The following is a 21,385-nucleotide window of genomic DNA, read 5'->3' on the forward strand; positions in this document are numbered from 1 at the left end:
CGCAATCTGGAAGCCGTTCTGACCACCGGCGCGCGCATGCTCGCCGCCGACCCCGCCGCCACCATCGCGAGCATCGCCGCAGAGGCGGGCGTGGACCGGCGTACCGTCTACCGCCGCTTCGCCTCCCGCGAGGAACTCCTCGCCGCCATCTACGAGTCCCGGCTCACGGCCATCGAGCACGCCATCGACGACGCACGACTGCGCGAGGCACCCGTCGCCGTGGCCCTGCACCGGTACGTCGAGAACATCATCGCCGTCAACCGCACCTGGCCCGTCGACCTCGCCCGCATGCTCGCCGACGCGGACGTCCGCGCCCGCCGCGACGCGTCCGTCCGCGAGGTCGACGTCTTCCTCGACCGCGCCACCGACGAGGGCCTGCTGCGCCGCGGCCTCCCGGCGGGCTGGGTGAGCGCCCTGCTGCCCCAGCTCATGCACCTCGTCTCCCGGCAACTCCCCGAACTGAGCCCCGGCCAGGCCGCGGACGTGGTCGTCGACACCCTGCTCAACGGCGTCGGAGCATCCTGACCCGGGCGAACCGGTCGCCGCCGGAGGGGAATTCCCTCCACATGGTTCACACAAGGCCGAAGGTCGAACGTGTGATCATCCACACCTGCTCCACGATTGCGCCGCCCGTCGCGGCACGGCAGAGTGTTCCAACTGCCGGGGCCGGCAGGCGAGTTGCCTGCACCACTCACTGCACGGCCCTTCGGACGAACCGGAAGGAAAGCGCGTGAGCCCGATATCCGTGCGGGGTTTGGCGGCGGCCTCCGCCACCGCGGTGACCGCCGTCGGCAGCGTCGTCGGCGTGGCCTCCAGCAGCACGGCGCAGCCCCATGACGCCGAGGCGACGGCGGCCGGCACCACGCTCCTCGCGGACATCCCCGCAGGGCAGCAGGCCCGGGTGCAGACCACGTCCCTGACGCAACAGGCCGACGCGCAGGCCGTTCAGGCGGACGCGAGCGCACGGAAGGACGCGGAGGAGGCGGCTCGCAAGGCTGCCGCGAAGACCGCGACGCAGAAGAAGGAAGCGGCGGAGAAGGCGAAGCAGGAGGCGGAGGCCAAGTCCTCGCAGACCTCCTCGGGCTCCGCTCCCGTCTCGCTCCAGCCGTCCTACACCACCGCGCAGGTCAAGGCGCTGGCCGCGTCGATCGTGCCGTCCGGCCAGTTCCAGTGCTTCAGCAACATCGTGGAACGCGAGTCCGGCTGGAACTACCTGGCCGTCAACCCCTCCTCCGGCGCCTACGGCCTCGTCCAGGCACTCCCCGGCTACAAGATGTCCTCGGTAGGCGCCGACTGGCAGACCAACCCGGCCACCCAGATCAAGTGGGGCCTCAACTACATGAACAGCGCGTACGGCAGCCCCTGCGGAGCCTGGTCCTTCTGGCAGACGCACCACGCGTACTGAGTGCCGCCCGGGATCAGCCCTCGTCCTCCGTCAGCCGCAGCGAGATGCTGTTGATGCAGTACCGCTGATCAGTCGGCGTCGGATAGCCCTCGCCCTCGAAGACATGCCCCAGATGCGACCCGCATCGCGCGCACCGCACCTCGGTCCGCATCATGCCGTGCGAGCGGTCCTCGATCAGTTCCACCGCGTCGGTGTCCTTGGGGTCGTAGAAGGACGGCCAGCCGCAGTGGGACTCGAACTTCGTGGTGGAGGTGAAGAGTTCGGCACCGCAGGCGCGACAGGAGTAGACGCCCTTGGTCTTGGTGTCGGTGTACTCGCCCGTGAAGGCGGGCTCCGTCGCGGCCTGCCGCAGCACCGCGTACTCGGCCGGCGTCAACTCCGCACGCCACTGCTCGTCCGGCTTCTCGACGTCGTACGACATGAAGCTCAGCCCCTTACTTCGCGAGACGGTCCAGGATGCGCGGGCCGAGGTCCGTGACGTCGCCCGCGCCCATGGTGAGAACGAGATCACCGGCCTTCGCCATTCCCGCCACCACGTCCGGGACCTCCGCCTTGTCGTGGACCGCCGTCACGTCCGCGCCCGCGGCCCGCGCCGCCTCGATGATCAGCTCGCTCGTGACGCCCGGGATCGGGTCCTCGCGGGCCGGGTAGATGTCGAGGACGACCGACGCGTCCGCCAGCGCCAGGGCCTGGCCCATCTCCTTGCCGAGCTCCTGCGTACGGGAGAACAGGTGCGGCTGGAAGACGACCAGGATCCGCGAATCGCCCGCCGCGGCGCGCATCGCCTCCAGGTCGGCCGTCATCTCGGTCGGGTGATGGGCGTAGGAGTCGATGACCTGGACGCCGGCCGCCTCGCCCTTCAGCTGCAGGCGCCGCTTCACCCCGGTGTACGCGGCCAGCGCCGGTGCCAGCTCGGCGGCCGGGACGCCCAGCGCGACGCCCGCGGCGAGGGCGGCGACCGCGTTGTGCGCGTAGTGACGGCCGGGCACGGAGACCGTGAAGGTGAGCTCGGTGCCGTCCAGCAGGACGGTGACCTCGCTCTTCAGTCCCTGCGGGACGACGGACAGGACGCGCACGTCGGCGTCCGCCGATTCGCCGTACGTCACCGTCCGCACCGAACCTGCCAGCCGCCGCGTCAGCTCACGCGCGCCCTCGTGGTCGGCGGAGATCACCAGCGTGCCACCGGGCACGATCTTCCCGGCGAACGTCTCGAAGGACTCGTAGATCTCGTCCATGGACGCGTAGTTGGCGTGGTGGTCGAGCTCGACGTTGAGGACGATCGCGACCTCGGGCGCGTACTTGTGGAAGCTGCGGTCCGACTCGTCCGCCTCGGCGACGAAGATCTCGCCCGCACCGTGCAGCGCGTTGGAGCCGGGCACGTCCAGATCGCCGCCGATGGCGTACGAGGGCTTCAGCCCGAGCTCGGACAAGGAGACGGCAAGCATCGAGGTCGTCGTCGTCTTGCCGTGCGTGCCGGCGACGGCGATCGGCCGCAGGCCGTCCATCAGCGCGGCCAGCGCGTCCGACCGGTGCACCACCGGAACACCCAGCTCGGCGGCGCGCGCCAGCTCCGGGTTGTCCTTGCGGATCGCCGACGACACGACGACACAGCTCGCGTCGCCGGCGAGGTGCTCCGCCGCGTGCCCGATGTGCACGGTGGCGCCCAGCGCACGCAGCGCCGCCGCGGTCTCGGACTCCTTGGCATCACTGCCGGCGACCTTCGCACCACGCTGGGCAAGAATCTTCGCGATCCCGGACATCCCGGCCCCACCGATGCCGATGAAGTGCGGTCGGTCCATGGCGGGGGGAAGGCCGGGTGCCATGCATATCTCCCTGTACGTGGTGCAACGGCGAGTGTTCAGCACCTCAGCCTATTGCCTCCGAGAACCACGCCCACCCAGGGGCGCGGGGAACTGCGCGACCAGCCACAACGCACCCGCACCCGCAAACGCACCACTCCCCCACGGCGATCAGGCGCAGCCCTACGCCTTGCTGTGCGAGAACAACTTCAGCACCGGCACCCCCACCTTGTGCCGAGCCCGCGAGGCCCAGTCCCGATGGAAGAACTCCTCCACATAATGAGGATCCGTCAGCACGATCACCTCATCCGCGCCGATCTCCTCCACCAGCGCCTTCAGCGCGTCCAGCGGATGATCCTCGATCAGTCTCCCGTCCGCCTCGTTGCCCGACGCCCGCAGCGCCTGCAACGACACCTCCAGCGCCCGCTCCCCGAAGTCCTTCGCCGCCGCCCCCTCGGGAACCTCCCGCTCCCGGGCCGCCTCGTCCAGTTCGCCGAGCGCCACGTCGTCGATGGCCCGCAGCAGGCGGTCCGCCTGGTCGCCGCGGGGCTGGAGGAGTACATGGAAGGACACCCCCTCGTCACCGTGCAGGGTGGTGACGAACTCCACGTCTGCGGACGTCAGGGCCTTCTCGATCATCAATACGCTTGTGAACACCGGGCGCCCCTTCTGCGGAAACCATCCTGCCCCGTCATGTCACGGGGACTGCGAGATTCAGTGTGCCCGCCGGAAGCTAAGCGGAACGGTAGATTCCGCCGAGTTGGGGACCGGCGGGACCGCTGAACGAATTTCAAGTGCGCTGGTAGCGGCCGAAGAGGAAGCCCTCCTCCTCCAGCAGGGACACCAGTGCGAACCGTTGCGGAACCGGAACCGACGGCCCGCCCGCGATGCGCTGCGCGTCGCCCGCGGTGAGCATCGGGGCCATGGTCAGACAGAGCTCGTCGAGCACCCCGGCGGCGACCATCTGGCCGAGCAGCCGGGGCCCGCCCTCGGTCAGCAGCCGGGTGTGCCCCAGCTCGCCGAGGGCCTGCACGGCACGCACGGGGTCCACGCCCATCCCGTCCCCGGCGATCACCACGCGGGCGCCCGACTTCTCGGCGGCGGCGAGCCGGTCGGGGGCCGCCGCGGCGCCGGTGAGGACCAGCGTCGGCACGACCGGCGAGGTGAAGAGCGGAAGCGCGAAGTCCAGGTCCAGGCTCGCCGTGACCACCGCGATCGCCGGCGCCTGGGCCTGTCCGGCCGCCACCCGCGCGGCCTGGAACTCCGCACGCGCGCGTGCTGGCCGGTAACCCTCCTGGCGTACCGTTTCCGCACCGACGATCACGACATCCGCGAGGGCCCGCAGGGTGCCGAAGATCCGCATGTCGGCCGCGTTGGAGATGGGCTGCGACTTCCCGTCGTGCTGCGCGGCCCCGTCCAGCGTGGACACCATGTTCCCGCGCAGCCAGGGCACCGGCTGCCCGCCCGCGGTCGGCTCGGGATAGGCATAGGCGGCGGCGAGCTCGGCAAGACTCCACTCGCGGTCGGCACTCCCACCGCCCCCGGGAGCCCCGCCCTCGGCTCCGGGCCCCGCGTCACCGCCCCCCTCCCCGGAGGGGGGCGGCACTGTCTGGTCGGTCACAGGGAACAGGCGTCGCATGTCGTGCAGTGTTCCACGACGCTTAGCATGGGTAACCGTGTCGTCCTCGCCTTCCGCCCCCAGCCTCGGTCCGATAGCCGACGCGGCCCCGCTGTCCCTCTGCGCCCGTGCCCCGCACGTCCCCGCGGACCGGCTGGTCGCCGAGATGGTGCCGCCGCCGCGCTTCGACTCGGTGCGCTTCAGCACGTACATCCCGGACCCGAACCAGCCCAGCCAGACCGAGGCCGTACGGGTCCTGGAGGGCTTCGCGGGCGGCCTCCGCGGGGCGCACGCCACCGGGGGCGGGAAGCGCGGGTTCTTCGGGTTCGGCAAGGCCAAGGCGCCGAAGACCCCGGCCGGCCCGCGCGGTGTCTACCTCGACGGCGGTTACGGCGTCGGCAAGACCCACCTGCTCGCCTCCCTCTGGCACGCCACCCCGGCCGAACCCGCGCTCAAGGCCTTCGGCACCTTCGTCGAGCTGACCAACCTCGTCGGCGCCCTCGGCTTCCAGCAGACCGTGCAGACCCTCTCCGGTCACCGCCTGCTCTGCATCGACGAGTTCGAGCTCGACGACCCGGGCGACACCGTCCTCGTGTCGACGCTGCTCGGCCGGCTGGTCGACGCGGGCGTCGCCCTCGCCGCCACCTCCAACACGCTGCCCGGCAAGCTCGGCGAGGGCCGTTTCGCGGCCGCCGACTTCCTGCGCGAGATCCAGGGCCTGTCCGCCCACTTCCGCCCCCTGCGCATCGACGGCGAGGACTACCGCCACCGCGGCCTGCCCAAGGCGCCGGCGCCCTTCTCGGACGAGCAGGTGACGAAGGCGGCGTACGCCACCGAGGGCGCCTCGCTCGACGCCTTCCCGCAGCTCCTCGACCACCTCTCCAAGGTGCACCCCAGCCGCTACGGCGCCCTGACGGACGACCTGAAGGCGGTCTGCCTCACCGACGTGCAGCCCGTGCCCGACCAGTCGACGGCCCTGCGTCTCGTCGTCCTCGCGGACCGGCTCTACGACCGTGAAGTCCCGGTCCTGGCCTCGGGGTTGGCCTTCGACCAGCTCTTCAGCGAGGAGATGCTGAACGGCGGCTACCGCAAGAAGTACTTCCGCGCGATATCCCGGCTCACCGCGCTCGCCCGGGACGGCGAGAAGCTCCTCGGCACCGACTAGACCACCGGCTGGACCGCCGACCGGATCAAGCCAACCCACCAGCGCATTTCAGGCTCTCTTCAAGCCGAAACGCTAAGTTAACCCTGCAAACAACTTTGCAGGGTTAACGTGTTTCTTGACCATCGATTGACCATCCCTTGGTCGGTACGAGAAGCACGGACGGCATGAAGGGGGGCGCATGTTCCGAGGTACGACGACCCGGACCGCCGTTTCCCTCCTGGCCGCCGTCCTGCTCGCCCTCCAGTTCTTCGCGCCGACCGCGTCCTTCGCAGCCGCGCACACGTCCCGTCACGCCGTGGCCAAGGACCTGCCCGGAACCAAACCATCCGGCAAGGCCCTGCGTGACGAGTCCGCCACACACCGCGACTGCGGCCACTCCGGGGACCCGACCGGTCCCCTGCGCACCCGCGACCGTCATGTGACCGCCGGCTTCACCTTCGACGAACCCGAGCGCCAACTGCTGGCGCTGGACCCGGCGTCCGTCCACGAACCGGTCGCGCCCCGCACCCTTCATCTGTCGAGACCCTCGACAGCGCACTCTCCGGCGGCACTTCAGGTCTTCCGCTGCTGAGAGAGCCAAGCAGAACAGAGCAGTTCCCCCACCCTGTCCTGCCCACACCGACGCGCCCCCACGGCGCGCCAGGAGGAGTCACCACATCATGCAGCCCCTCATCGACAACGCCCGTACGTTCGGACAGCGCCCTGAGGAGTTCGCCAAACTCGCCGAAGGCCAGTCCCCGCAGGTGCTGTTCATCACCTGCTCCGACTCCAGGGTCGTACCGGCCCTGATCACCGGCGCCCGCCCGGGCGAGCTCTTCGAGCTGCGCACCGCGGGCAACATCGTCCCGCCGTACGCCTCGCAGCACCCCACCAGCGAGGCGGCCACCATCGAGTACGCCGTGGAGGTCCTCGGCATCCGCGACATCGTGGTCTGCGGACACTCGCACTGCGGCGCCGTCGGCGCCCTGGTGCGCGGCGACGACCTGACCGCCGTACCCGCCGTGCGCGACTGGCTGGCGAACGCCACGCCGCGCCCGGCCGGGACGGTCGAGGACCCCACCGTGGCCGAGGGCGTGCAGAGCCACGTCCTGGCCCAGGTGCTGCGCCTGCGGTCGTACCCCTTCATCGACAAGAAGCTGACGGACGGTCAACTCACCCTGCACGCCTGGTACTACGAGGTGCACACCGGCAGGGTGCACGCCCACCGCGCCGAGACCGACGCGTTCGAGGGCCTGTGATCGCGATGAAGACCGTGATGTCGAGGAACCCTCACCTGCGGCAGGACTTCGCCGCCTCCCTGGTCGTCTTCCTGGTCGCGCTCCCGCTGTGCGTGGGCGTGGCCGTCGCCTCCGGTGTCCCGGCCGAACTGGGCCTGGTCACCGGGATCGTGGGCGGCATCGTCACCGGACTGATGCGCGGCAGCAGCCTGCAGGTCTCCGGGCCCGCGGCCGGTCTGACCGTGCTGGTCTTCGAAGCGGTAAGGGAGTTCGGGCTGCCGGCCCTCGGCGTGATCGTGCTCGCCACCGGTGTGCTCCAGATCCTCATGGGCGTCCTGAAGCTGGGGCGCTGGTTCCGGGCCATCTCGGTCTCGGTGGTCGAGGGCATGCTGGCCGGCATCGGCCTCGTGCTGATCGCCGGACAGCTCTACTCGATGGCCGACGCGAAAGCCCCGGCCTCGGGGCCGGACAAGATAGCCCAGCTGCCCGGCGCGCTCCTCGACGCGTTCGGGAACACGGACGCGCTGGCCTCGCTGGGGCTCGGCGCGGGCACCATCGCCGTACTCGTGCTGTGGAAGCGGATGCCGAAGCAGCTGCGCACGGTCCCCGGACCGCTCGCGGCCGTGGCCCTGACGACGCTCGCCGCGCTGCTGTTCTCCCTGCCCGTCGCCACCGTCGAGGTCAAGGGCCTGCTGGGCTCCATCCAGCCGCCCCCGCTGAGCGCCTTCGCGGAGCTCGCGAGCGTCGGCCTGCTCGGCACCATCGTCGCGTTCACGCTGATCGCGTCCGCCGAGTCACTGTTCAGCGCGGCGGCCGTGGACCGGCTGCACGACGGTCCGCGCACCGAGTACGACAGGGAACTGGTCGCGCAGGGCGCGGGCAACGCACTGTGTGGCGTGCTGGGCGCGCTGCCGATGACCGCGGTGATCGTACGCAGCGCGGCGAACGTCCAGGCAGGCGCGCGGACGAAGGCGTCCCGGGTCATGCACGGCGTCTGGCTGCTGCTCTTCGCGGCCCTGCTGCCCGGCGTCCTCGCCTACATCCCGATCCCGGCCCTCGCGGGCATCCTCGTCTACTCCGGCGCCAAGCTGATCCCCGTACGCGGGATCGTGTCGCTGTGGCGCGAGCACCGCGGCGAGGCGCTGATCCTGGTCGTCACGGCCGTGTCGATCGTCGCGGTCAGCATGTTCGAGGGCGTGCTCATCGGTCTGGCCCTCGCGGTCGCGAAGACCGCGTGGGAGGCCTCGCACATCAAACTGGAGGTCATCGACAAGGGCGCGGGCCCCGTCCAGGCGTACCTGTCGGGCAACGCGACCTTCCTGCGGCTGCCGAAGATCCTCGACAGCCTGGAGGCGCTGCCCCAGGACCGCCCGGTGGAGCTGGACCTCTCCGGCCTGCACCACCTCGACCACGCCTGCCGCACCGCCCTGGAGAACTGGGCGGAACGGCACAGCGCGGTCGGCACCGAGCCGGTGCGGGTGACCGCCGCGTAGACAGCCGGACGCCCTGTCGGCCGGTCCCGGGTCCCACGTCGTGGCCCGGGACCGGCCGACGGGCATATCGTTGCAGGAGCAGACATAACGGGCCTCTCCCCGAGGAGGTCGTGATGCTCGCTGAGCTGTTGACGGCGGCCGCGGCGGTCGGATCCGCCTGTGTCGTCTACGCCGCCGCGGCGGCGCGGGTGGTGAAGCAGTACGAGCGCGGGGTGGTGTTCCGGCTCGGCCGGGTCGCCGGGGAGGTACGGGAACCCGGGTTCACGATGGTCGTTCCGTTCATGGACCGGCTGAGCAAGGTGAACATGCAGATCGTCACGCTGCCGGTCCCGGCCCAGGAGGGCATCACCCGGGACAACGTGACCGTGCGCGTGGACGCCGTCGTCTACTTCAAGGTGGTCGACGCGGCGGCGGCGCTCATCAACGTCGAGGACTACAAGTTCGCCGTCTCCCAGATGGCGCAGACGTCCCTGCGCTCGATCATCGGCAAGAGCGACCTCGACGACCTGCTCTCCAACCGCGAGAAGCTGAACCAGGGCCTGGAGCTGATGATCGACAGCCCCGCCATCGGCTGGGGTGTGCAGATCGACCGGGTGGAGATCAAGGACGTGTCGCTGCCGGACACGATGAAGCGCTCCATGGCCCGCCAGGCGGAGGCCGACCGCGAGCGCCGCGCCCGCATCATCAACGCCGACGCCGAACTGCAGGCCTCGAAGAAGCTCGCCGAGGCGGCGAAGGAGATGTCCGAGCAGCCGGCCGCCCTCCAACTGCGCCTGCTCCAGACGGTGGTCGCGGTGGCCGCCGAGAAGAACTCGACACTGGTCCTCCCCTTCCCCGTGGAGCTGCTGCGCTTCCTGGAAAAGGCGCAGGAGCACCCCCAGGACCACCGCCCGTAGCGCTAGCGTTCCCCCATGGACCGCAGGTTCCTGCCCCTGGCCGCAGCGGCCGCCGCTCTCGCCTTCGCCTCGGGATGCGGAGACGACGACGGTGGTGGTACGTCCGTCCCGTCCCCCTCCGCCGCACAGCGCCTCACGGTGTCGAGCTCCGCCTTCACCGAGGGCGGCACGATCCCGCGCCGCTACACCTGCGACGGCGAGGACATCTCCCCGCCCCTGACCGTCACCGGCGTCCCCGCCACGACAACCACCCTGGCCGTCCTCGTCCAGGACCCCGACGCCCCGCACGGCACCTTCACCCACTGGCTGCTCTGGAACGCCGACCCGCACCAGACGCGATGGCCGGCGGGACAACCGCCCAAGGGCGCGACGGAGGGCCGTAACGGCTTCAAGAAGACGGGTTACGGCGGCCCCTGCCCGCCCAAGGGCAGCGACCCCCACCACTACGTCTTCTCCGTCTACGCCGCCGACCGCACCCTCGACCTCCCCTCGACCGCCTCGGCCGACGACGTCAACCGGGCGCTGACCGACCACACCCTGGCCTCGGGCACCCTGACGGGCCGTTACGGCCGCTGATCCGCACGACTGGCAACCGCCGCCCCGGCGGCGCAGGATCGAGGCACAGCGCGTGCGAAGGAGTGGCCCGTGGCAGAGCAGGACAGGACCCGTCTCCGGAAACTGCTGAGGCTGCCGGCCGGCGAGGACGTCGACCTGGCCGCCCACGACCCGAGGTCGACGCCGGGCGGCCCGAAGGACAAGAAGGCGGGCCTGGCCGCCGTCTCCGACATGGGCGGGCACCTCGCCGACCTGCAGGAACGCCTGTGGGCGTCGAGCACCAAAGGCGACCGCCGCCGGATCCTGCTGATCCTCCAGGGCATGGACACCAGCGGCAAGGGCGGCACGGTCAAGCACGTCATCGGCCTGCTCAACCCGTCCGGCTGCCGTATCAAGGCGTTCAAGGCACCCACGCCGGAGGAACGGGAGCACCACTTCCTCTGGCGCGTCGAGCGCGAACTCCCTCACCCCGGCGAACTGGGCATCTTCGACCGCTCCCACTACGAGGACGTCCTCGCCGGCCGCGTGCGCGCACTGGCCCCGCCCGAGGAGATCGAGCAGCGCTACACCGACATCAACCGCTTCGAACAGCGCCTCGTCGACGACCGGGTGACCGTCGTCAAGTGCTTCCTGCACATCTCGTACGAGGAGCAGCGCCGCCGTCTCCTGGAACGCCTCGACCGCCCCGACAAGTGGTGGAAGTTCAGCCCCGGCGACATCGACGACCGCGCGCTGTGGCCCGCGTACCAGGAGGCCTACGAGATCGCCCTGGCCCGCTGCTCCACCCCGCACGCCCCCTGGCACCTGATCCCGGCCGACCGCAAGTGGTACCGCAACTGGGCGGTGGGCCGCCTCCTCCTGGAACACCTGGAGTCCCTCGACCCGCGGTACCCGAAGCCGGACTTCGACGTGGAGGAGTCCCGCAAACGGCTGCTGGACCAGCGCTGAAGCGCGCCGGTCCGCGATTCATCCGATTCGTCCACTTATGTTCATGCGGTGATCATTCGAGTACGACAAGCAGCGGCCGCCTGTGCCCTCGGCGCCGCGCTCACCGCCTGCGGCGCCCCCACCGCGCCCCACGCCGCTCGCCCGGCTCCCTCCGCGACCTCCGCCGCCCCGTCCCGGCCGCCGACCCTCGCGCCGGGACCGGCCGGGCTCACCCCCGTCTTCCGGAACGGGCCCCGTACGCTCGGCAAGGTGGTCGCGTTGACCTTCGATGCCGACATGACCGCGGATCAGGGGGCCCGGGCGGCGGCCGGTGAGCGGTTCGACAATCCGGAGCTCGTCGCGGAGCTGCGGGCGCTGAAGGTGCCGGCGACCGTGTTCATGACCGGGCGGTGGGCCGAGGAGTACCCGGCGCAGGCCCGGTCCATCGGCCGCGACCGCCTCTTCGAGGTCGCCAACCACTCCTACAGCCACTACGCCTTCACCGGCGACTGCTACGGCCTGCCGACCGTCGCCGCCGACCGGATGCGGGCGGACGTCGAGCGGGCGTACACCGCCTTCCGGAAGGCGGGGGTGCCGGACGCGATGCCGTACTTCCGTTTCCCCGGCGGCTGTTACGACCGCGCCGCGCTCAAGGCCCTCACCCCGACCGGTGTCACCGCCGTGCAGTGGGACGTGGTGAGCGGGGACGCCTTCGCGACGGACGCCGACGCGGTGGCCCGGCAGGTGCTGGACGGGGTGCGGCCGGGGTCGGTCGTGGTCATGCACTGCACCCGCAGCGCGGCCCCGGCGACCGAGCGGGCGGTGCGGACGATCGTGCCGGAGCTGCGGAAGCAGGGGTACCGGTTCGTGAAGGTGTCCGAGCTGATCGGCGACGCCCGGGCCCGGCGCTGACCGCCGTAGGCTGGAGACATGAGCGACGAAAGCTACTGCACGATCGGCGACGCCACCACGCCGCCGAAGGCGGACGGGCCGCCGTACGCCGAGTGCGTGCTGTGCCGGGAGCCGACCGAGTACCCGGAGTCGTACAAGGGGATCACGCTCTGTCCGGTCTGCGAGTGGCAGGAGGCGCAGCGCAGCGCGTGCTCGGGGTGAGCGGCGGAGCCGCGGAAATGGTGCAGCCCCGCCCCCTTTAAGGTTGGCCGGTGTGAGCCCTACGCCGACCAGTGACAGTCCCTTCAGGTCCGAGCCGACCGCCCGCGACGAAGCGCCCCAGTTCGTGCTGCCGCTCGTCGTCCGCATCGAGAAGGCCGACCCGCCCGCCCGCACGGACGCTCTCGAGACCGCCGCGCGAGCGGTGCTCGTCATGCTCAGCGACGAACGCTCCGTCGGGGACGGGGAGTGGGCTCAGGTCATGCGGGACTGGCAGGACGCGCGGATCCGGAAGGTCGTGCGGCGGGCCCGGGGCGCCGAGTGGCGGCGGGCCGAGGGGCTGCCCGGGATCACCGTGACCGGGAAGGCGGCCGAGGTACGGGTGTTCCCGCCCGTTCCGCTCGACGGCTGGCCGAAGGACCTGGCGAGGCTGCAGGTGTCCGGGACCGACCTCGACGACCCGGAGCCGCCGGTGGAGGCGGCCCCGGGAGTACCCGTGCTGTGGCTCAACCCCGAACTCGACATGTCGGCCGGCAAGGCGATGGCACAGGCCGGGCACGGCGCCCAACTGGCCTGGTGGGAACTGTCGGACGAGGACCGCGTGTCCTGGCGCGACGCCGGTTTCCCACTCGCCGTACGGAACGCCGATCCGGAACGCTGGCCCGAACTGACCACGAGCGGGCTGCCGTTGGTACGGGACGCGGGGTTCACGGAGATCGCACCGGGTTCGTGCACGGTCGTGGCCGATCATCCGGCGCTGCGGTGACTCCACTCGGCGGCACAGTGCCCGCTGACAGCGGCCCGCTCAACCCGGACTGTCCTGCCTCTCGCCGCGCATACGGCCGTCCGTCGTGAGCGGGGGGCTGTCGAGGTAGGGCAGGTAGTAGCGCATGAAGAGTTCGGCGGTGAGTTCGCGGCGGCTGCGCACGCCGGCCTTGTCGAAAACCTTCCGCAAGTGGTCCTGCACCGTGTACTCGGTGATGTGGAGCGACGCGGCGACCTCCGTGGTCGACCGGCCCAGGAGGACCTGCTGGGCGACATCGCGCTCGCGGGGCGACAGGCCGTAGGCGTCCAGCACGATGGCGGCCAGCTCACCGGGCCTGCTCAGGCTCAGGGAGACATAGATACGGGCCTCGTCGTCCGCGGCCGCTTCCTCGCGCCAGGCGTTGAGCGTGATCCAGTGACCGGAACGGCTCATGGCGCGGGAACTCACCTGGACACCCGGGGCGCAGGCGCGTGCCTTGCTGCCGATGGCCTCCAGGCACAGCGGATACGCGCGTCCCGGAACCGGATGGGTCTCCTGGATCAGACCCAGCCAGTGGTCCGCGGTGGACGTGCAGAACCGCATGCGGAGATCGTCGTCCAGAGCGACCAGGCCGGGCGCGTCCGGGACGTCGCCGCGATCGATGCCCGCCAGCAGCAGCGACCGGCGCAGGGCCACCGCGGCCGGTGAGCTGATCGCCGCGGCGGACTCGACGTCCGCGGCGCTGAAGGGCCGTGCCCCCTCGGCGCGGCAGAGTACGAGCAACCCCCAGGTCCGGGATCCGTCCCGCAGCAGAACCCGCAGTTCGTCGGCGAGCCCCTCGGGCCGCAGGATGTCGCGATAGTAGACGCTGTCCTCGAGGCGGCCGCCGGAGGACCGGCTCAGCAGGCTTGCAGATCCGGAACGGCGGGCCATGGCCCGGATGTTGTCGATCCCGGTCTGCTCCGTGTGCTCGATCTCGAACAGACGGGGCATGACTCGGGCTGGGAAGCCGTACTCATGCTGGCCTCCCGTGTCCAGAAAGGTCGCCGGGTCCAGCATGACGGCGCACCAGATGTCGGCGGGGACGGTCTCGGTGAGGGCCGTGCCGGCCGCCTTCAACACCTCGAGTGCCCCGGCAGACCCTGCACCGCGCAGGCGCTGACTCAGCTCATCGGCAACTGAGTTGTGGTTCGGGGACCGGCTTGGGCGGCCACGACCGGAGCGCCGGCCGGGGCTTGGCAGGGAGCTCACGACAGCAGGTTACGAGGATCCCAGACATCTGGGATGTGATTGCCGCAAATACCTCCCTAACGTAATGAACTCAGGGGGGAGTTGCCCGGAGGCACGCCACGACGACACGACGACTGGGAGAGGGGATGGTGCACATCATGACGACGCCGAGGGGGAGTTCCGCTCCCGAGGGGGAACGGGAGCGGAACGGCGTACGGCATCGAGTGACCCGAGTGCTGGCCGCGTTCCTGGCGGCCATTCCGTTCGCCGCCGTGCTGAACGTCTTCCAGGAATGGCTCGGCGACGGCATCAGCGCTTCGCAGACCGGACTTCTCGTGGGCGTGCTGGCGCTGCTCGCCTTTCTCGTGTTCGCCACGATGACCACATCGGGCGACACGGCGCACGAGGGTCGGCTCACCCGCCGTGCGGTGCGGGCCCTGCACGAGCGCATGGACGAGTCGTTCGACGAGTTCCGGGACCAGACGGGCGCGTCCATCAAGTACTACCCCGCTCGCCATGGCCCCGAGGCGAAGCATCTCAAGCAGGCCGAGATGCTGTACACGAAAGCCGGCGAGGTGATCGACACCGCCAGGGAAGGTGACGAGATCCTGGCCGTGAACTCCTTCGTCGAGGTGTTCCACCAGCGCTCCGATCCCGCGATCGAGCGGTTGCAGGAGGAATACCTCCGCCGCATAGAAAACCGGCTCAGGCGTGGTGCCGCCTATCACCGCCTCGTCCAACTCCCGTCTCTCGATGTCCTGGACAGGTCGTCCGTCTTCCTGTCCGATTCCATCGAGCCGAGCTACCTGGAGCACTACCGGAGGATCATCGGCCTCCAGTCCGACGCTCCCGGGCAAGGGGTGTCCCTGGACGCTGTGACCGCCAAGTACCCGATCTCGTTCGTGGTGGTGAAGCGGAGGAACACGGACGGGGGCACCGGCGGCTCCATCATCTGGCAGGTCAACGAGCACATCCCGGTCAACGGCCTGCCGGAGTCCGCGAACTTTCAGCTCACAGGCATCGCCATCGTCAAGGATTCGAGGGGTGATGTCGTACGGCACTTCCTCGACTGGTTCAAGGAACTGCAGCGCGGACAGCGTTCCCTGACGCTCGACGACCTCCGCTCCCGCGGCGACCAGCGCCCGGCTGCCTGACAAACGAAGGTGGCATCGCCGTGAACGCCCACGAGAACCTGGTCCTGCGGCTCTTCGCGGTCATCGACGCGGAGAAATGGGGGTCGTTGCCCGAGCTCTGCGCGGAATCCATCTGCTACGAGCGGCCCGGCTACACACCGATCCGTGGGATATCCTCGCTCGTCTCCTTCTACTGCAGGGAACGCGTCGTCGCTCACGGCAGACATGACATCCGGGGTTGTCTGGGCGGGGGGAACGAAGCGTGCTGCTGGGGGCAGTTCGAGGGCGTCTCCCGTTCCGGGCGGGCTCTCTCCGAGGGCTTCGCGGACTGGTACTGGATCAGCAACGGACTGATCACCAGGCGAAAGACCTTCTTCTACCGTCCGGCGGTCTGACGATCCCCGTTGTCGCACAAGGCAAGGCATCCCTTGATGGCCGCGGGCCTGCTGGTCTGGTTCTTCCAGGCCCGTGACCGACCGCTGAACACCTGCCCGTCGCCTTCCCCTTACGGTGGGACAACGCGGGGCAGGTGAAAGGAAGACAACGTGACACGGCTCGACGGCAGGGTCGAACGAGGTAATCGCACCCGGCAGTCGGTGCTGAACCGTACCGTCGAGATCGCCTCCGTGGAGGGGCTGGAGGCCCTGTCCGTCGGGCGGTTGGCGGCGGAGTTGGGGCTCAGCAAGAGTGGCGTGTTCGCGCTCTTCGGGTCCAAGGAGGAGCTGCAGCTCGCCACCGTGCGCGAGGCCGGTCGGGTCTTCGCCGAGCGGGTGGTGCGGCCGGCGCAGGAGGAACCGCCGGGCGCCGGACGGGTGTTGCGGCTGTGCGAGGCATGGCTGGAGTACTCACGCGGCCGGGTCTTCCCGGGCGGCTGCTTCTTCTACGAGGTCATCGCGGAGTTCGACGCCAGGTCGGGGCCGGTGCACGACGCGGTGGTACGCGCCCAGCGCGATTGGACGGCTCACGTGGAGCACACGATCGCCGGGGCGCGCGACGCCGGCGAGCTGCGGGCCGGGACCGATGTGCCGCAACTCGCCTTCGAGCTGGTGGCGTTGATGGAGGCGGCCAACATGTTGTCGGTCCTGCACGACGAGGAGACGGCCTACGAGCGGGCACGGGCGGGGATCGCGGCGCGGCTTCAGGCGGCCTCCGTAAACAAGTAGCACGACCGTTCGCATAGTTTTAGGGTGAGCGCATGACTGTCACCGAAGCGGACATCGTCGAACTGGACCGGGTCGCCGTGCGTGAGGCGGTTCGGGTGGTGGATCTGGCGCGGGGTGGGGACTGGGAGCGGGACACTCCGTGCGCGGGGTGGAGCCTGCGGCGGCTCGTGGCGCACATGGCCGCGCAGCACCACGGGTTCGCGGCCGCCGCGCGCGGGGCCGGGCAGGACATGGCGCACTGGCGCGAGCCCGCGGACATGAGTGAGCCGGCCCGGGTGCACCGGGCGGCAGCGGCGGCCGTACTCGGCGCGTTCGGTGAACCTGGCGTCGGGGAGCGGGAGTTCGCGCTGCCGGAGCTGGGCGAGAGCTTCCCGGGGCGGATCGCGATCGGCTTCCACTTCGTCGACTACGTGGTGCACGCCTGGGACGTCGCCGCCGCGCTCGGGGTCGAAGTGGAGCTGCCGGAGGAGGCGTTGGACGCCGCGCTCGCCGTCGCCCGGCTCGTACCCACCGAACCGGCCCTGCGGGGGCCGGAGTTCCCGTTCGCTCCCGTGGTCGAGGGGCCCGCGGGAGCGGGGCCGCTGGAGGAGACGCTGCGGCTGCTCGGGCGGGCGCCGGAGCAGTGGCCGACGAGGACGTGACGGCCGTACGACTTTGCCAGCCGTTTAGTTCTTTACCGTTTGTTTGAACAACGCCGAACCCTCACTCGTACCTCCTGTCGCCGGCGCCGGCCAAGCACCGTCCCAGGAGGCAGCATTGAGCAACAGGCGTGTCAACGGTACGACTTTCCTCATCGCGGCCATCGTCGCCACCATCGGCGCGCTCGCGTTCCCGGTGTGGTCGTACGCCGACCGGTCGGGCACCGGGCAGGCGAACGTGGCCGCGGGGACCGTGAACACCCAATGGGGTCCGCTGACCGCGGCCGACCGCGATCTGATCGTGCGGGTCCGGCTGGCGGGGCTGTGGGAGCTGCCGGCCGGCCAGCAGGCGATCCAGCGGGCGCCCAGCGACGCGATCAAGGAGGCCGGCGACCATCTGATCGTCGGCCACACCGACCTCGACAAACGGGTCCGGATCGTCGCCGCCCAGCTCGGCGTCGAGCTGCCCAACCAGCCGAACGAGCAGCAGCAGGGCTGGCTGCAGGAGATGAGCGCGGCGAGCGGCGCGGAGTACGAGTACAAGTTCGTGAACCTGCTGCGGGCCGCGCACGGCAAGATCTTCCCGGCCATCGGCACGGTCCGGAACACCACCCGCAACACCCTCGTACGGCAGCTGGCCTCGGACGCCAACCAGACCGTGCTCGACCACATCACCATCCTGGAGAAGACCGGCCGGGTCGACTTCGACGCCATCGCCAACGACGCCGTCGCCGGTACGACCGCCAGCCCCACCGGCCCGGCGGCACCGGTCCCCGGCCAGGTCGCGCCCTCGGCGCCGGCCGCGGAGGCCAGCGGTGACGTGAAGACCACCTCCCGGCCCTCCCCCGGCGCGCCGGGCACGGTCAACACGGGCAGGCCGGATCCGGTGGACTCGGCGGGCGTCCTGCAATAGGGCCGCCGGAGTCCCCCCGGGGCCGGATCCGAACCTCAAATGTTCCTCTGAAGGTGTAAGCGGCGGGGTTCGGGTGCGGCCGCCGGGGCCATACCCCCGTCACGTCCGGAGAGACGGACGGGACGGGCGGTTGCGGAGGAAGCCGAGGAGGGGACGGGCCATGGAGCGACTGGGTACGGGCATCGGGTGGCGGCCGGAGATCGCCGACGCCGTGGAGCGCATGCCGGGCATCGACTGGGTCGAGGCCGTGGCCGAGAACATCTGCCCCGGCCACCTTCCCGAGTCGCTCCAGCGGCTGCGGGCCCGCGGGGTCACCGTGATCCCGCACGGCGTCTCGCTCGGCCTCGGCGGCGCGGACCGGCCCGACGCGGGGCGGCTCGCCGCGCTGGCCGAGCGGGCGGAGGCCCTGGGTTCGCCGCTGGTCACCGAGCACATCGCGTTCGTCCGGGCGGGCGGCGCGCTGACCGCGTCCCCGCTCCTGGAGGCCGGGCACCTGCTGCCCGTGCCGCGCACCCGGGACGCCCTCGACGTCCTGTGCGAGAACGTACGCATCGCGCAGGACGCGCTGCCGGTGCCGCTCGCCGTGGAGAACATCGCCGCGCTGATCTCCTGGCCGGGCGAGGAGATGTCGGAGGGGCAGTTCCTGTACGAGCTGGTCGAGCGGACCGGCGTACGGCTCCTGATCGACGTGGCCAACCTGCACACCAACCACGTCAACCGCGGCGAGGACCCGGCCAAGGCGCTCGCCGAGCTTCCCCTGGAGGCCATCGCGTACGTCCATGTCGCGGGCGGCTTCGCACGGGACGGCGTCTGGCACGACAGCCACGCCCACCCGGTCCCGCCCCAGGTCCTGGACATCCTGACCGACCTCGCGTCCCGGGTGTCACCGCCCGGGGTGCTGCTGGAGCGGGACGAGAACTTCCCGGAACCGGCCGTGCTGGAAGGAGAGTTGGCGGCGATACGAGGGGCTGTGGAGCGGGGACGGGAGGCGGCTGGGATCGTCACGCGGGGGCCCTCCTCGAAAGCGCCGCGGACTGTCGAGTCGCCCACCGAACCGGCCCGTGAGCGGCTCGCCCTCACCCAGGCCGCCCTGCTGTCCGCGCTCGTCGCCGGCACCCCGGTCCCCGAGGGGTTCGACCGGGTGCGGCTCGGGGTGCAGGCGCGGGCGCTCGCCGGGAAGCGGGCCGACGTCGTGGCGAAGGTCGCGCCCGAGCTGCCGGAGATTCTCGGCGAGGGCTACCGGGCCGCATTCATCGCGTACGCCCACGGGCACCCGATGACCGGCGGCTACCGGCGGGACGCGCTGTCCTTCGCCGAGCATCTGCTGGTCTCCGGGCGGCCGGCGGACGGGCCCGTGCGGCAGGCCGTACGGGAGTGGTGGCTGGAGCGGTCCGGGCCGGCACCGAGGTCGCAGGGGCCGACGGGGCGTGTGGTGCGGGCGGCGCGGAAGGTGCTGCTGCACCGTTGAGGGTCGGTGCCCACCGCACGGAAATGTGCCGGGAGTAACACATCCCGTCCATCCCTGCCCGACAGTTGCCTCACACCTCCCGGTAACATGCCAATCCCGCACTCACATCAGACAAGCGTGCGGTGCCGTGAGCAGGAGGCACCATGCGACCCCGACCGCCCCTCAGGGGCCGAGGCATCATCAGTGGCACCGGGATCATCATCACGGGCCTCACAGCGACCCTGTTGGCGCTGATCTTCCCGATCTGGTCGTACGCCGACCGGTCGGGCACCGGTGTGGACGTGCTCAACGCCCAGACCGTGGCGACGAACTACGGACCGCTGTCCGGCCTGGACCGCGAGTTCATCACCAAGGTCCGGCTGGCCGGCCTGTGGGAGCTGCCCGCGGGCCAGGAGGCCGAGCAGAAGGGCACCACCGAGGCCGTACGGACGGCGGGGCAACACCTCGTCGAGGGGCACACCTTCCTCGACCAGCGGGTCCGGGACGTCGCGGCCAAGCTCAACCTCGAACTGCCCAACGAGCCCAACGCCCAGCAGCGCCAGTGGCTCGCCACCCTGAACGCGGCCCAGGGCGTGGACTACGACCGCCAGTTCGCCAACATCCTGCGCCTCGCGCACGGCAAGGTGTTCTCCGTCGTCGCCCAGGTCCGCGCGACCACCCGCAACAGCCTCGTGCGCTCCCTCGCCGACGACGCCAACACGACCGTCCTGGACCACATCAAGGTCCTGGAGGCGACGGGGTACGTCGACTGGGACGCGCTGGCGCGGGACATGGCCTCGGCGAGCACTCCCCCGCTCACCAACTCCCCGGCCCCGCCCGGCCCTACGGCCGACCCGACCCCGGCCGTCCCGGTCACACCGTCGGTGACCGACACCTACACGCTCCCGCCGGCCGCCTCCAGCCCGCCGCCGCCACAGCCGTAGCGTCACCACGGACCGCTTCCGGACAAGCGGAACGTCACGTACCCGCAACGCTCCGTCCGGATTGTGAACAGGGCATGGCGGTTCCGCAGGCCTTTGGCATAGAAACGCGGCATGTTCTGGGTTCTGCTCCTGCTGCTGGCCTGGGCCGTCGCCGGCACGGCGTGTACGCGGCTGTGTCTGGCCGCCGTACGCGCGGCCGCCGTCGACGCGGACACCCAGGGTCACGATCTGACGCTCTACGAGGCGGCTTTCCTGTCCGGCGGGCCCGGCCGGGTGGCCGATCTGACCATGGTCTCCATGGCCCGGCAACGCCGGCTGCTGCTCGCCCACACCGGCTGGGCGACCGTGGTCGATCCGCGGGCCCGGGACGACATCGAGCGGTCCGTCATCGGGGCCATCGGGCCGGAGGGGCAGAACCGCATCGCCCCGGTCCGGGCCGCCGCGGCCTCCGCCGACGCCGTGGGCAGCCTCGGCGACCGGCTGGTCAGCGCCGGTCTGGCCGTGCCCGACGGGCGGGGCGGCATCGCCTCGGGCATCCGCCAGGTGCAGTTCGCCGCGCTGGCCGTGGTGGCGCTGGGCGCGGCCGCGCTGCTGCTGCCGGCCCAGTCGACCATGCCGCGCGGTCTGATGGCCCTGTGGTTCGCGCTGCCGCTGGCCCTGACGCTGAGCTGTCTCGCCATAGCCCGTATCGAGGTCCACCCCTACTCCCGGTGGGCCTCCCCGGCCGGACAGCGGCTCCTGGGCACCCTCGCGCGGCACGCGGCGGGCGGCGACGACCGTACGTACCTCACGACCGTCGCCGTACGGGGCATACGGGCGATCGGCGAACCGGATCTGCGCGCCGCCCTCACCCACCGCGACCAGTCGTAGGGGTCGGTTTCCGGTCGGCGTGAACCGCACGCCGGGGGCGCACAGGGGTCATTGGCGCCGACACCACCGGGGCGGTGCTTGCCTTCACCGACAGCCGAACGAAACATCCCTTTTGTC

Annotated in this window: 25 protein-coding genes; 20 read left to right on the top strand and 5 right to left on the bottom strand. The window is 70.9% G+C overall.

All coding sequences use genetic code 11. The features are described 5' to 3' along the window. Window positions 1-36: 36 nt before the first annotated feature. Both ABZ848_RS26070 and ABZ848_RS26075 read left to right on the top strand, forming a co-directional pair. Window positions 37-525: a helix-turn-helix domain-containing protein gene (locus ABZ848_RS26070; RefSeq protein WP_360835887.1), complete on the top strand. Its 489-nt coding sequence runs from the start codon at window positions 37-39 to the stop codon at window positions 523-525. 205 nt (window positions 526-730) lie between these two features. Beyond that, on the top strand, window positions 731-1,405 hold the full coding sequence (locus ABZ848_RS26075; protein WP_360835741.1) for a transglycosylase SLT domain-containing protein: 675 nt from the start codon (window positions 731-733) through the stop codon (window positions 1,403-1,405). A gap of 13 nt (window positions 1,406-1,418) precedes the next feature. Here ABZ848_RS26075 and msrB read toward each other — a convergent pair whose 3' ends face one another. The 4 genes from msrB to ABZ848_RS26095 form a co-directional block, all read right to left on the bottom strand. Further along, the gene (gene msrB / locus ABZ848_RS26080; RefSeq protein WP_360835743.1) at window positions 1,419-1,826 is read right to left on the bottom strand and encodes a peptide-methionine (R)-S-oxide reductase MsrB; all 408 of its coding nucleotides are present in this window, start codon (window positions 1,824-1,826) and stop codon (window positions 1,419-1,421) included. Window positions 1,827-1,839: 13 nt separating this feature from the next. Continuing rightward, on the bottom strand, window positions 1,840-3,228 hold the full coding sequence (murC, locus tag ABZ848_RS26085; RefSeq protein WP_360835745.1) for a UDP-N-acetylmuramate--L-alanine ligase: 1,389 nt from the start codon (window positions 3,226-3,228) through the stop codon (window positions 1,840-1,842). 159 nt (window positions 3,229-3,387) lie between these two features. Then, entirely contained in the window at window positions 3,388-3,861 is a 474-nt protein-coding gene (locus ABZ848_RS26090) for an indole-3-glycerol phosphate synthase (RefSeq protein ID WP_360835747.1), read from the bottom strand. Window positions 3,862-3,994: 133 nt separating this feature from the next. After that, window positions 3,995-4,843: a pyrimidine reductase family protein gene (locus ABZ848_RS26095; protein ID WP_360835748.1), complete on the bottom strand. Its 849-nt coding sequence runs from the start codon at window positions 4,841-4,843 to the stop codon at window positions 3,995-3,997. A 37-nt stretch (window positions 4,844-4,880) separates the two neighbouring features. On the opposite strand from ABZ848_RS26095, the gene zapE reads away from it, so the two are divergent. The 10 genes from zapE (at window position 4,881) to ABZ848_RS26145 (ending at window position 12,951) form a co-directional block, all read left to right on the top strand. Continuing rightward, window positions 4,881-5,987 carry a cell division protein ZapE gene (gene zapE, locus ABZ848_RS26100; protein ID WP_360835749.1) on the top strand — a complete coding sequence of 369 codons (1,107 nt, stop codon included), beginning with the start codon at window positions 4,881-4,883 and terminating at the stop codon, window positions 5,985-5,987. 178 nt (window positions 5,988-6,165) lie between these two features. Beyond that, on the top strand, window positions 6,166-6,558 hold the full coding sequence (locus ABZ848_RS26105) for a hypothetical protein (protein ID WP_360835750.1): 393 nt from the start codon (window positions 6,166-6,168) through the stop codon (window positions 6,556-6,558). Window positions 6,559-6,646: 88 nt separating this feature from the next. Then, complete coding sequence (locus ABZ848_RS26110; RefSeq protein WP_360835751.1) at window positions 6,647-7,225, top strand: carbonic anhydrase; 579 nt, start codon at window positions 6,647-6,649, stop codon at window positions 7,223-7,225. A gap of 5 nt (window positions 7,226-7,230) precedes the next feature. After that, the gene (locus ABZ848_RS26115; RefSeq protein ID WP_360835752.1) at window positions 7,231-8,697 is read left to right on the top strand and encodes a SulP family inorganic anion transporter; all 1,467 of its coding nucleotides are present in this window, start codon (window positions 7,231-7,233) and stop codon (window positions 8,695-8,697) included. A 113-nt stretch (window positions 8,698-8,810) separates the two neighbouring features. Beyond that, window positions 8,811-9,593, top strand: a complete 783-nt coding sequence (locus tag ABZ848_RS26120) for a slipin family protein (protein ID WP_360835753.1) — start codon at window positions 8,811-8,813, stop codon at window positions 9,591-9,593. Window positions 9,594-9,608: 15 nt separating this feature from the next. After that, entirely contained in the window at window positions 9,609-10,169 is a 561-nt protein-coding gene (locus ABZ848_RS26125) for a YbhB/YbcL family Raf kinase inhibitor-like protein (protein WP_360835754.1), read from the top strand. Window positions 10,170-10,238: 69 nt separating this feature from the next. Further along, window positions 10,239-11,096, top strand: a complete 858-nt coding sequence (locus tag ABZ848_RS26130; RefSeq protein ID WP_360835755.1) for a PPK2 family polyphosphate kinase — start codon at window positions 10,239-10,241, stop codon at window positions 11,094-11,096. Window positions 11,097-11,144: 48 nt separating this feature from the next. Then, window positions 11,145-11,987: a polysaccharide deacetylase family protein gene (locus ABZ848_RS26135; RefSeq protein ID WP_360835756.1), complete on the top strand. Its 843-nt coding sequence runs from the start codon at window positions 11,145-11,147 to the stop codon at window positions 11,985-11,987. An 18-nt stretch (window positions 11,988-12,005) separates the two neighbouring features. Next, on the top strand, window positions 12,006-12,188 hold the full coding sequence (locus ABZ848_RS26140) for a hypothetical protein (RefSeq protein ID WP_360835757.1): 183 nt from the start codon (window positions 12,006-12,008) through the stop codon (window positions 12,186-12,188). A 52-nt stretch (window positions 12,189-12,240) separates the two neighbouring features. Further along, complete coding sequence (locus tag ABZ848_RS26145; protein ID WP_360835758.1) at window positions 12,241-12,951, top strand: peptidyl-tRNA hydrolase; 711 nt, start codon at window positions 12,241-12,243, stop codon at window positions 12,949-12,951. A 39-nt stretch (window positions 12,952-12,990) separates the two neighbouring features. Here the strand turns inward: ABZ848_RS26145 and ABZ848_RS26150 are convergent, their stop codons facing one another. After that, window positions 12,991-14,052 (bottom strand): helix-turn-helix transcriptional regulator, encoded by a 1,062-nt coding sequence (locus ABZ848_RS26150; protein WP_360835759.1) that lies wholly within the window; start codon window positions 14,050-14,052, stop codon window positions 12,991-12,993. A 266-nt stretch (window positions 14,053-14,318) separates the two neighbouring features. On the opposite strand from ABZ848_RS26150, the gene ABZ848_RS26155 reads away from it, so the two are divergent. The 8 genes from ABZ848_RS26155 to ABZ848_RS26190 all read left to right on the top strand — a co-directional run bounded on the left by ABZ848_RS26155 (window position 14,319) and on the right by ABZ848_RS26190 (window position 21,268). Beyond that, window positions 14,319-15,314 carry a hypothetical protein gene (locus tag ABZ848_RS26155; RefSeq protein ID WP_360835760.1) on the top strand — a complete coding sequence of 332 codons (996 nt, stop codon included), beginning with the start codon at window positions 14,319-14,321 and terminating at the stop codon, window positions 15,312-15,314. 20 nt (window positions 15,315-15,334) lie between these two features. Further along, on the top strand, window positions 15,335-15,688 hold the full coding sequence (locus ABZ848_RS26160) for a nuclear transport factor 2 family protein (protein ID WP_360835761.1): 354 nt from the start codon (window positions 15,335-15,337) through the stop codon (window positions 15,686-15,688). A 150-nt stretch (window positions 15,689-15,838) separates the two neighbouring features. Continuing rightward, a complete protein-coding gene (locus tag ABZ848_RS26165) occupies window positions 15,839-16,456 on the top strand; it encodes a TetR/AcrR family transcriptional regulator (RefSeq protein ID WP_360835762.1) in 618 nt (205 codons plus the stop codon). Window positions 16,457-16,488: 32 nt separating this feature from the next. Then, the gene (locus ABZ848_RS26170; protein ID WP_360835763.1) at window positions 16,489-17,097 is read left to right on the top strand and encodes a TIGR03086 family metal-binding protein; all 609 of its coding nucleotides are present in this window, start codon (window positions 16,489-16,491) and stop codon (window positions 17,095-17,097) included. A 115-nt stretch (window positions 17,098-17,212) separates the two neighbouring features. Further along, complete coding sequence (locus ABZ848_RS26175; RefSeq protein ID WP_360835764.1) at window positions 17,213-18,007, top strand: DUF4142 domain-containing protein; 795 nt, start codon at window positions 17,213-17,215, stop codon at window positions 18,005-18,007. A gap of 160 nt (window positions 18,008-18,167) precedes the next feature. Then, window positions 18,168-19,475, top strand: a complete 1,308-nt coding sequence (locus ABZ848_RS26180) for a DUF692 domain-containing protein (RefSeq protein WP_360835765.1) — start codon at window positions 18,168-18,170, stop codon at window positions 19,473-19,475. A gap of 143 nt (window positions 19,476-19,618) precedes the next feature. Then, a complete protein-coding gene (locus ABZ848_RS26185) occupies window positions 19,619-20,398 on the top strand; it encodes a DUF4142 domain-containing protein (RefSeq protein ID WP_360835766.1) in 780 nt (259 codons plus the stop codon). Window positions 20,399-20,509: 111 nt separating this feature from the next. Continuing rightward, entirely contained in the window at window positions 20,510-21,268 is a 759-nt protein-coding gene (locus tag ABZ848_RS26190) for a TIGR04222 domain-containing membrane protein (protein WP_360835767.1), read from the top strand. The last annotated feature ends 117 nt before the right edge of the window (window positions 21,269-21,385 follow it).

This window comes from Streptomyces sp. NPDC047081, assembly GCF_040643775.1.
GTDB lineage: Bacteria > Actinomycetota > Actinomycetes > Streptomycetales > Streptomycetaceae > Streptomyces.

Bases quoted from the DNA above. Each gene is read 5' to 3' on its own strand.
- murC (WP_360835745.1), bottom strand. From the start codon at position 3,228: ATGGCACCCGGCCTTCCCCCCGCCATGGACCGACCGCACTTCATCGGC.
- ABZ848_RS26140 (WP_360835757.1), top strand. From the start codon at position 12,006: ATGAGCGACGAAAGCTACTGCACGATCGGCGACGCCACCACGCCGCCG.
- ABZ848_RS26180 (WP_360835765.1), top strand. From the start codon at position 18,168: ATGGAGCGACTGGGTACGGGCATCGGGTGGCGGCCGGAGATCGCCGAC.
- ABZ848_RS26120 (WP_360835753.1), top strand. From the start codon at position 8,811: ATGCTCGCTGAGCTGTTGACGGCGGCCGCGGCGGTCGGATCCGCCTGT.
- ABZ848_RS26070 (WP_360835887.1), top strand. From the start codon at position 37: ATGCTCGCCGCCGACCCCGCCGCCACCATCGCGAGCATCGCCGCAGAG.
- ABZ848_RS26105 (WP_360835750.1), top strand. From the start codon at position 6,166: ATGTTCCGAGGTACGACGACCCGGACCGCCGTTTCCCTCCTGGCCGCC.
- ABZ848_RS26115 (WP_360835752.1), top strand. From the start codon at position 7,231: ATGAAGACCGTGATGTCGAGGAACCCTCACCTGCGGCAGGACTTCGCC.
- msrB (WP_360835743.1), bottom strand. From the start codon at position 1,826: ATGTCGTACGACGTCGAGAAGCCGGACGAGCAGTGGCGTGCGGAGTTG.
- ABZ848_RS26095 (WP_360835748.1), bottom strand. From the start codon at position 4,843: ATGCGACGCCTGTTCCCTGTGACCGACCAGACAGTGCCGCCCCCCTCC.
- ABZ848_RS26170 (WP_360835763.1), top strand. From the start codon at position 16,489: ATGACTGTCACCGAAGCGGACATCGTCGAACTGGACCGGGTCGCCGTG.
- ABZ848_RS26190 (WP_360835767.1), top strand. From the start codon at position 20,510: ATGTTCTGGGTTCTGCTCCTGCTGCTGGCCTGGGCCGTCGCCGGCACG.
- ABZ848_RS26110 (WP_360835751.1), top strand. From the start codon at position 6,647: ATGCAGCCCCTCATCGACAACGCCCGTACGTTCGGACAGCGCCCTGAG.
- ABZ848_RS26125 (WP_360835754.1), top strand. From the start codon at position 9,609: ATGGACCGCAGGTTCCTGCCCCTGGCCGCAGCGGCCGCCGCTCTCGCC.
- ABZ848_RS26185 (WP_360835766.1), top strand. From the start codon at position 19,619: ATGCGACCCCGACCGCCCCTCAGGGGCCGAGGCATCATCAGTGGCACC.
- ABZ848_RS26155 (WP_360835760.1), top strand. From the start codon at position 14,319: ATGACGACGCCGAGGGGGAGTTCCGCTCCCGAGGGGGAACGGGAGCGG.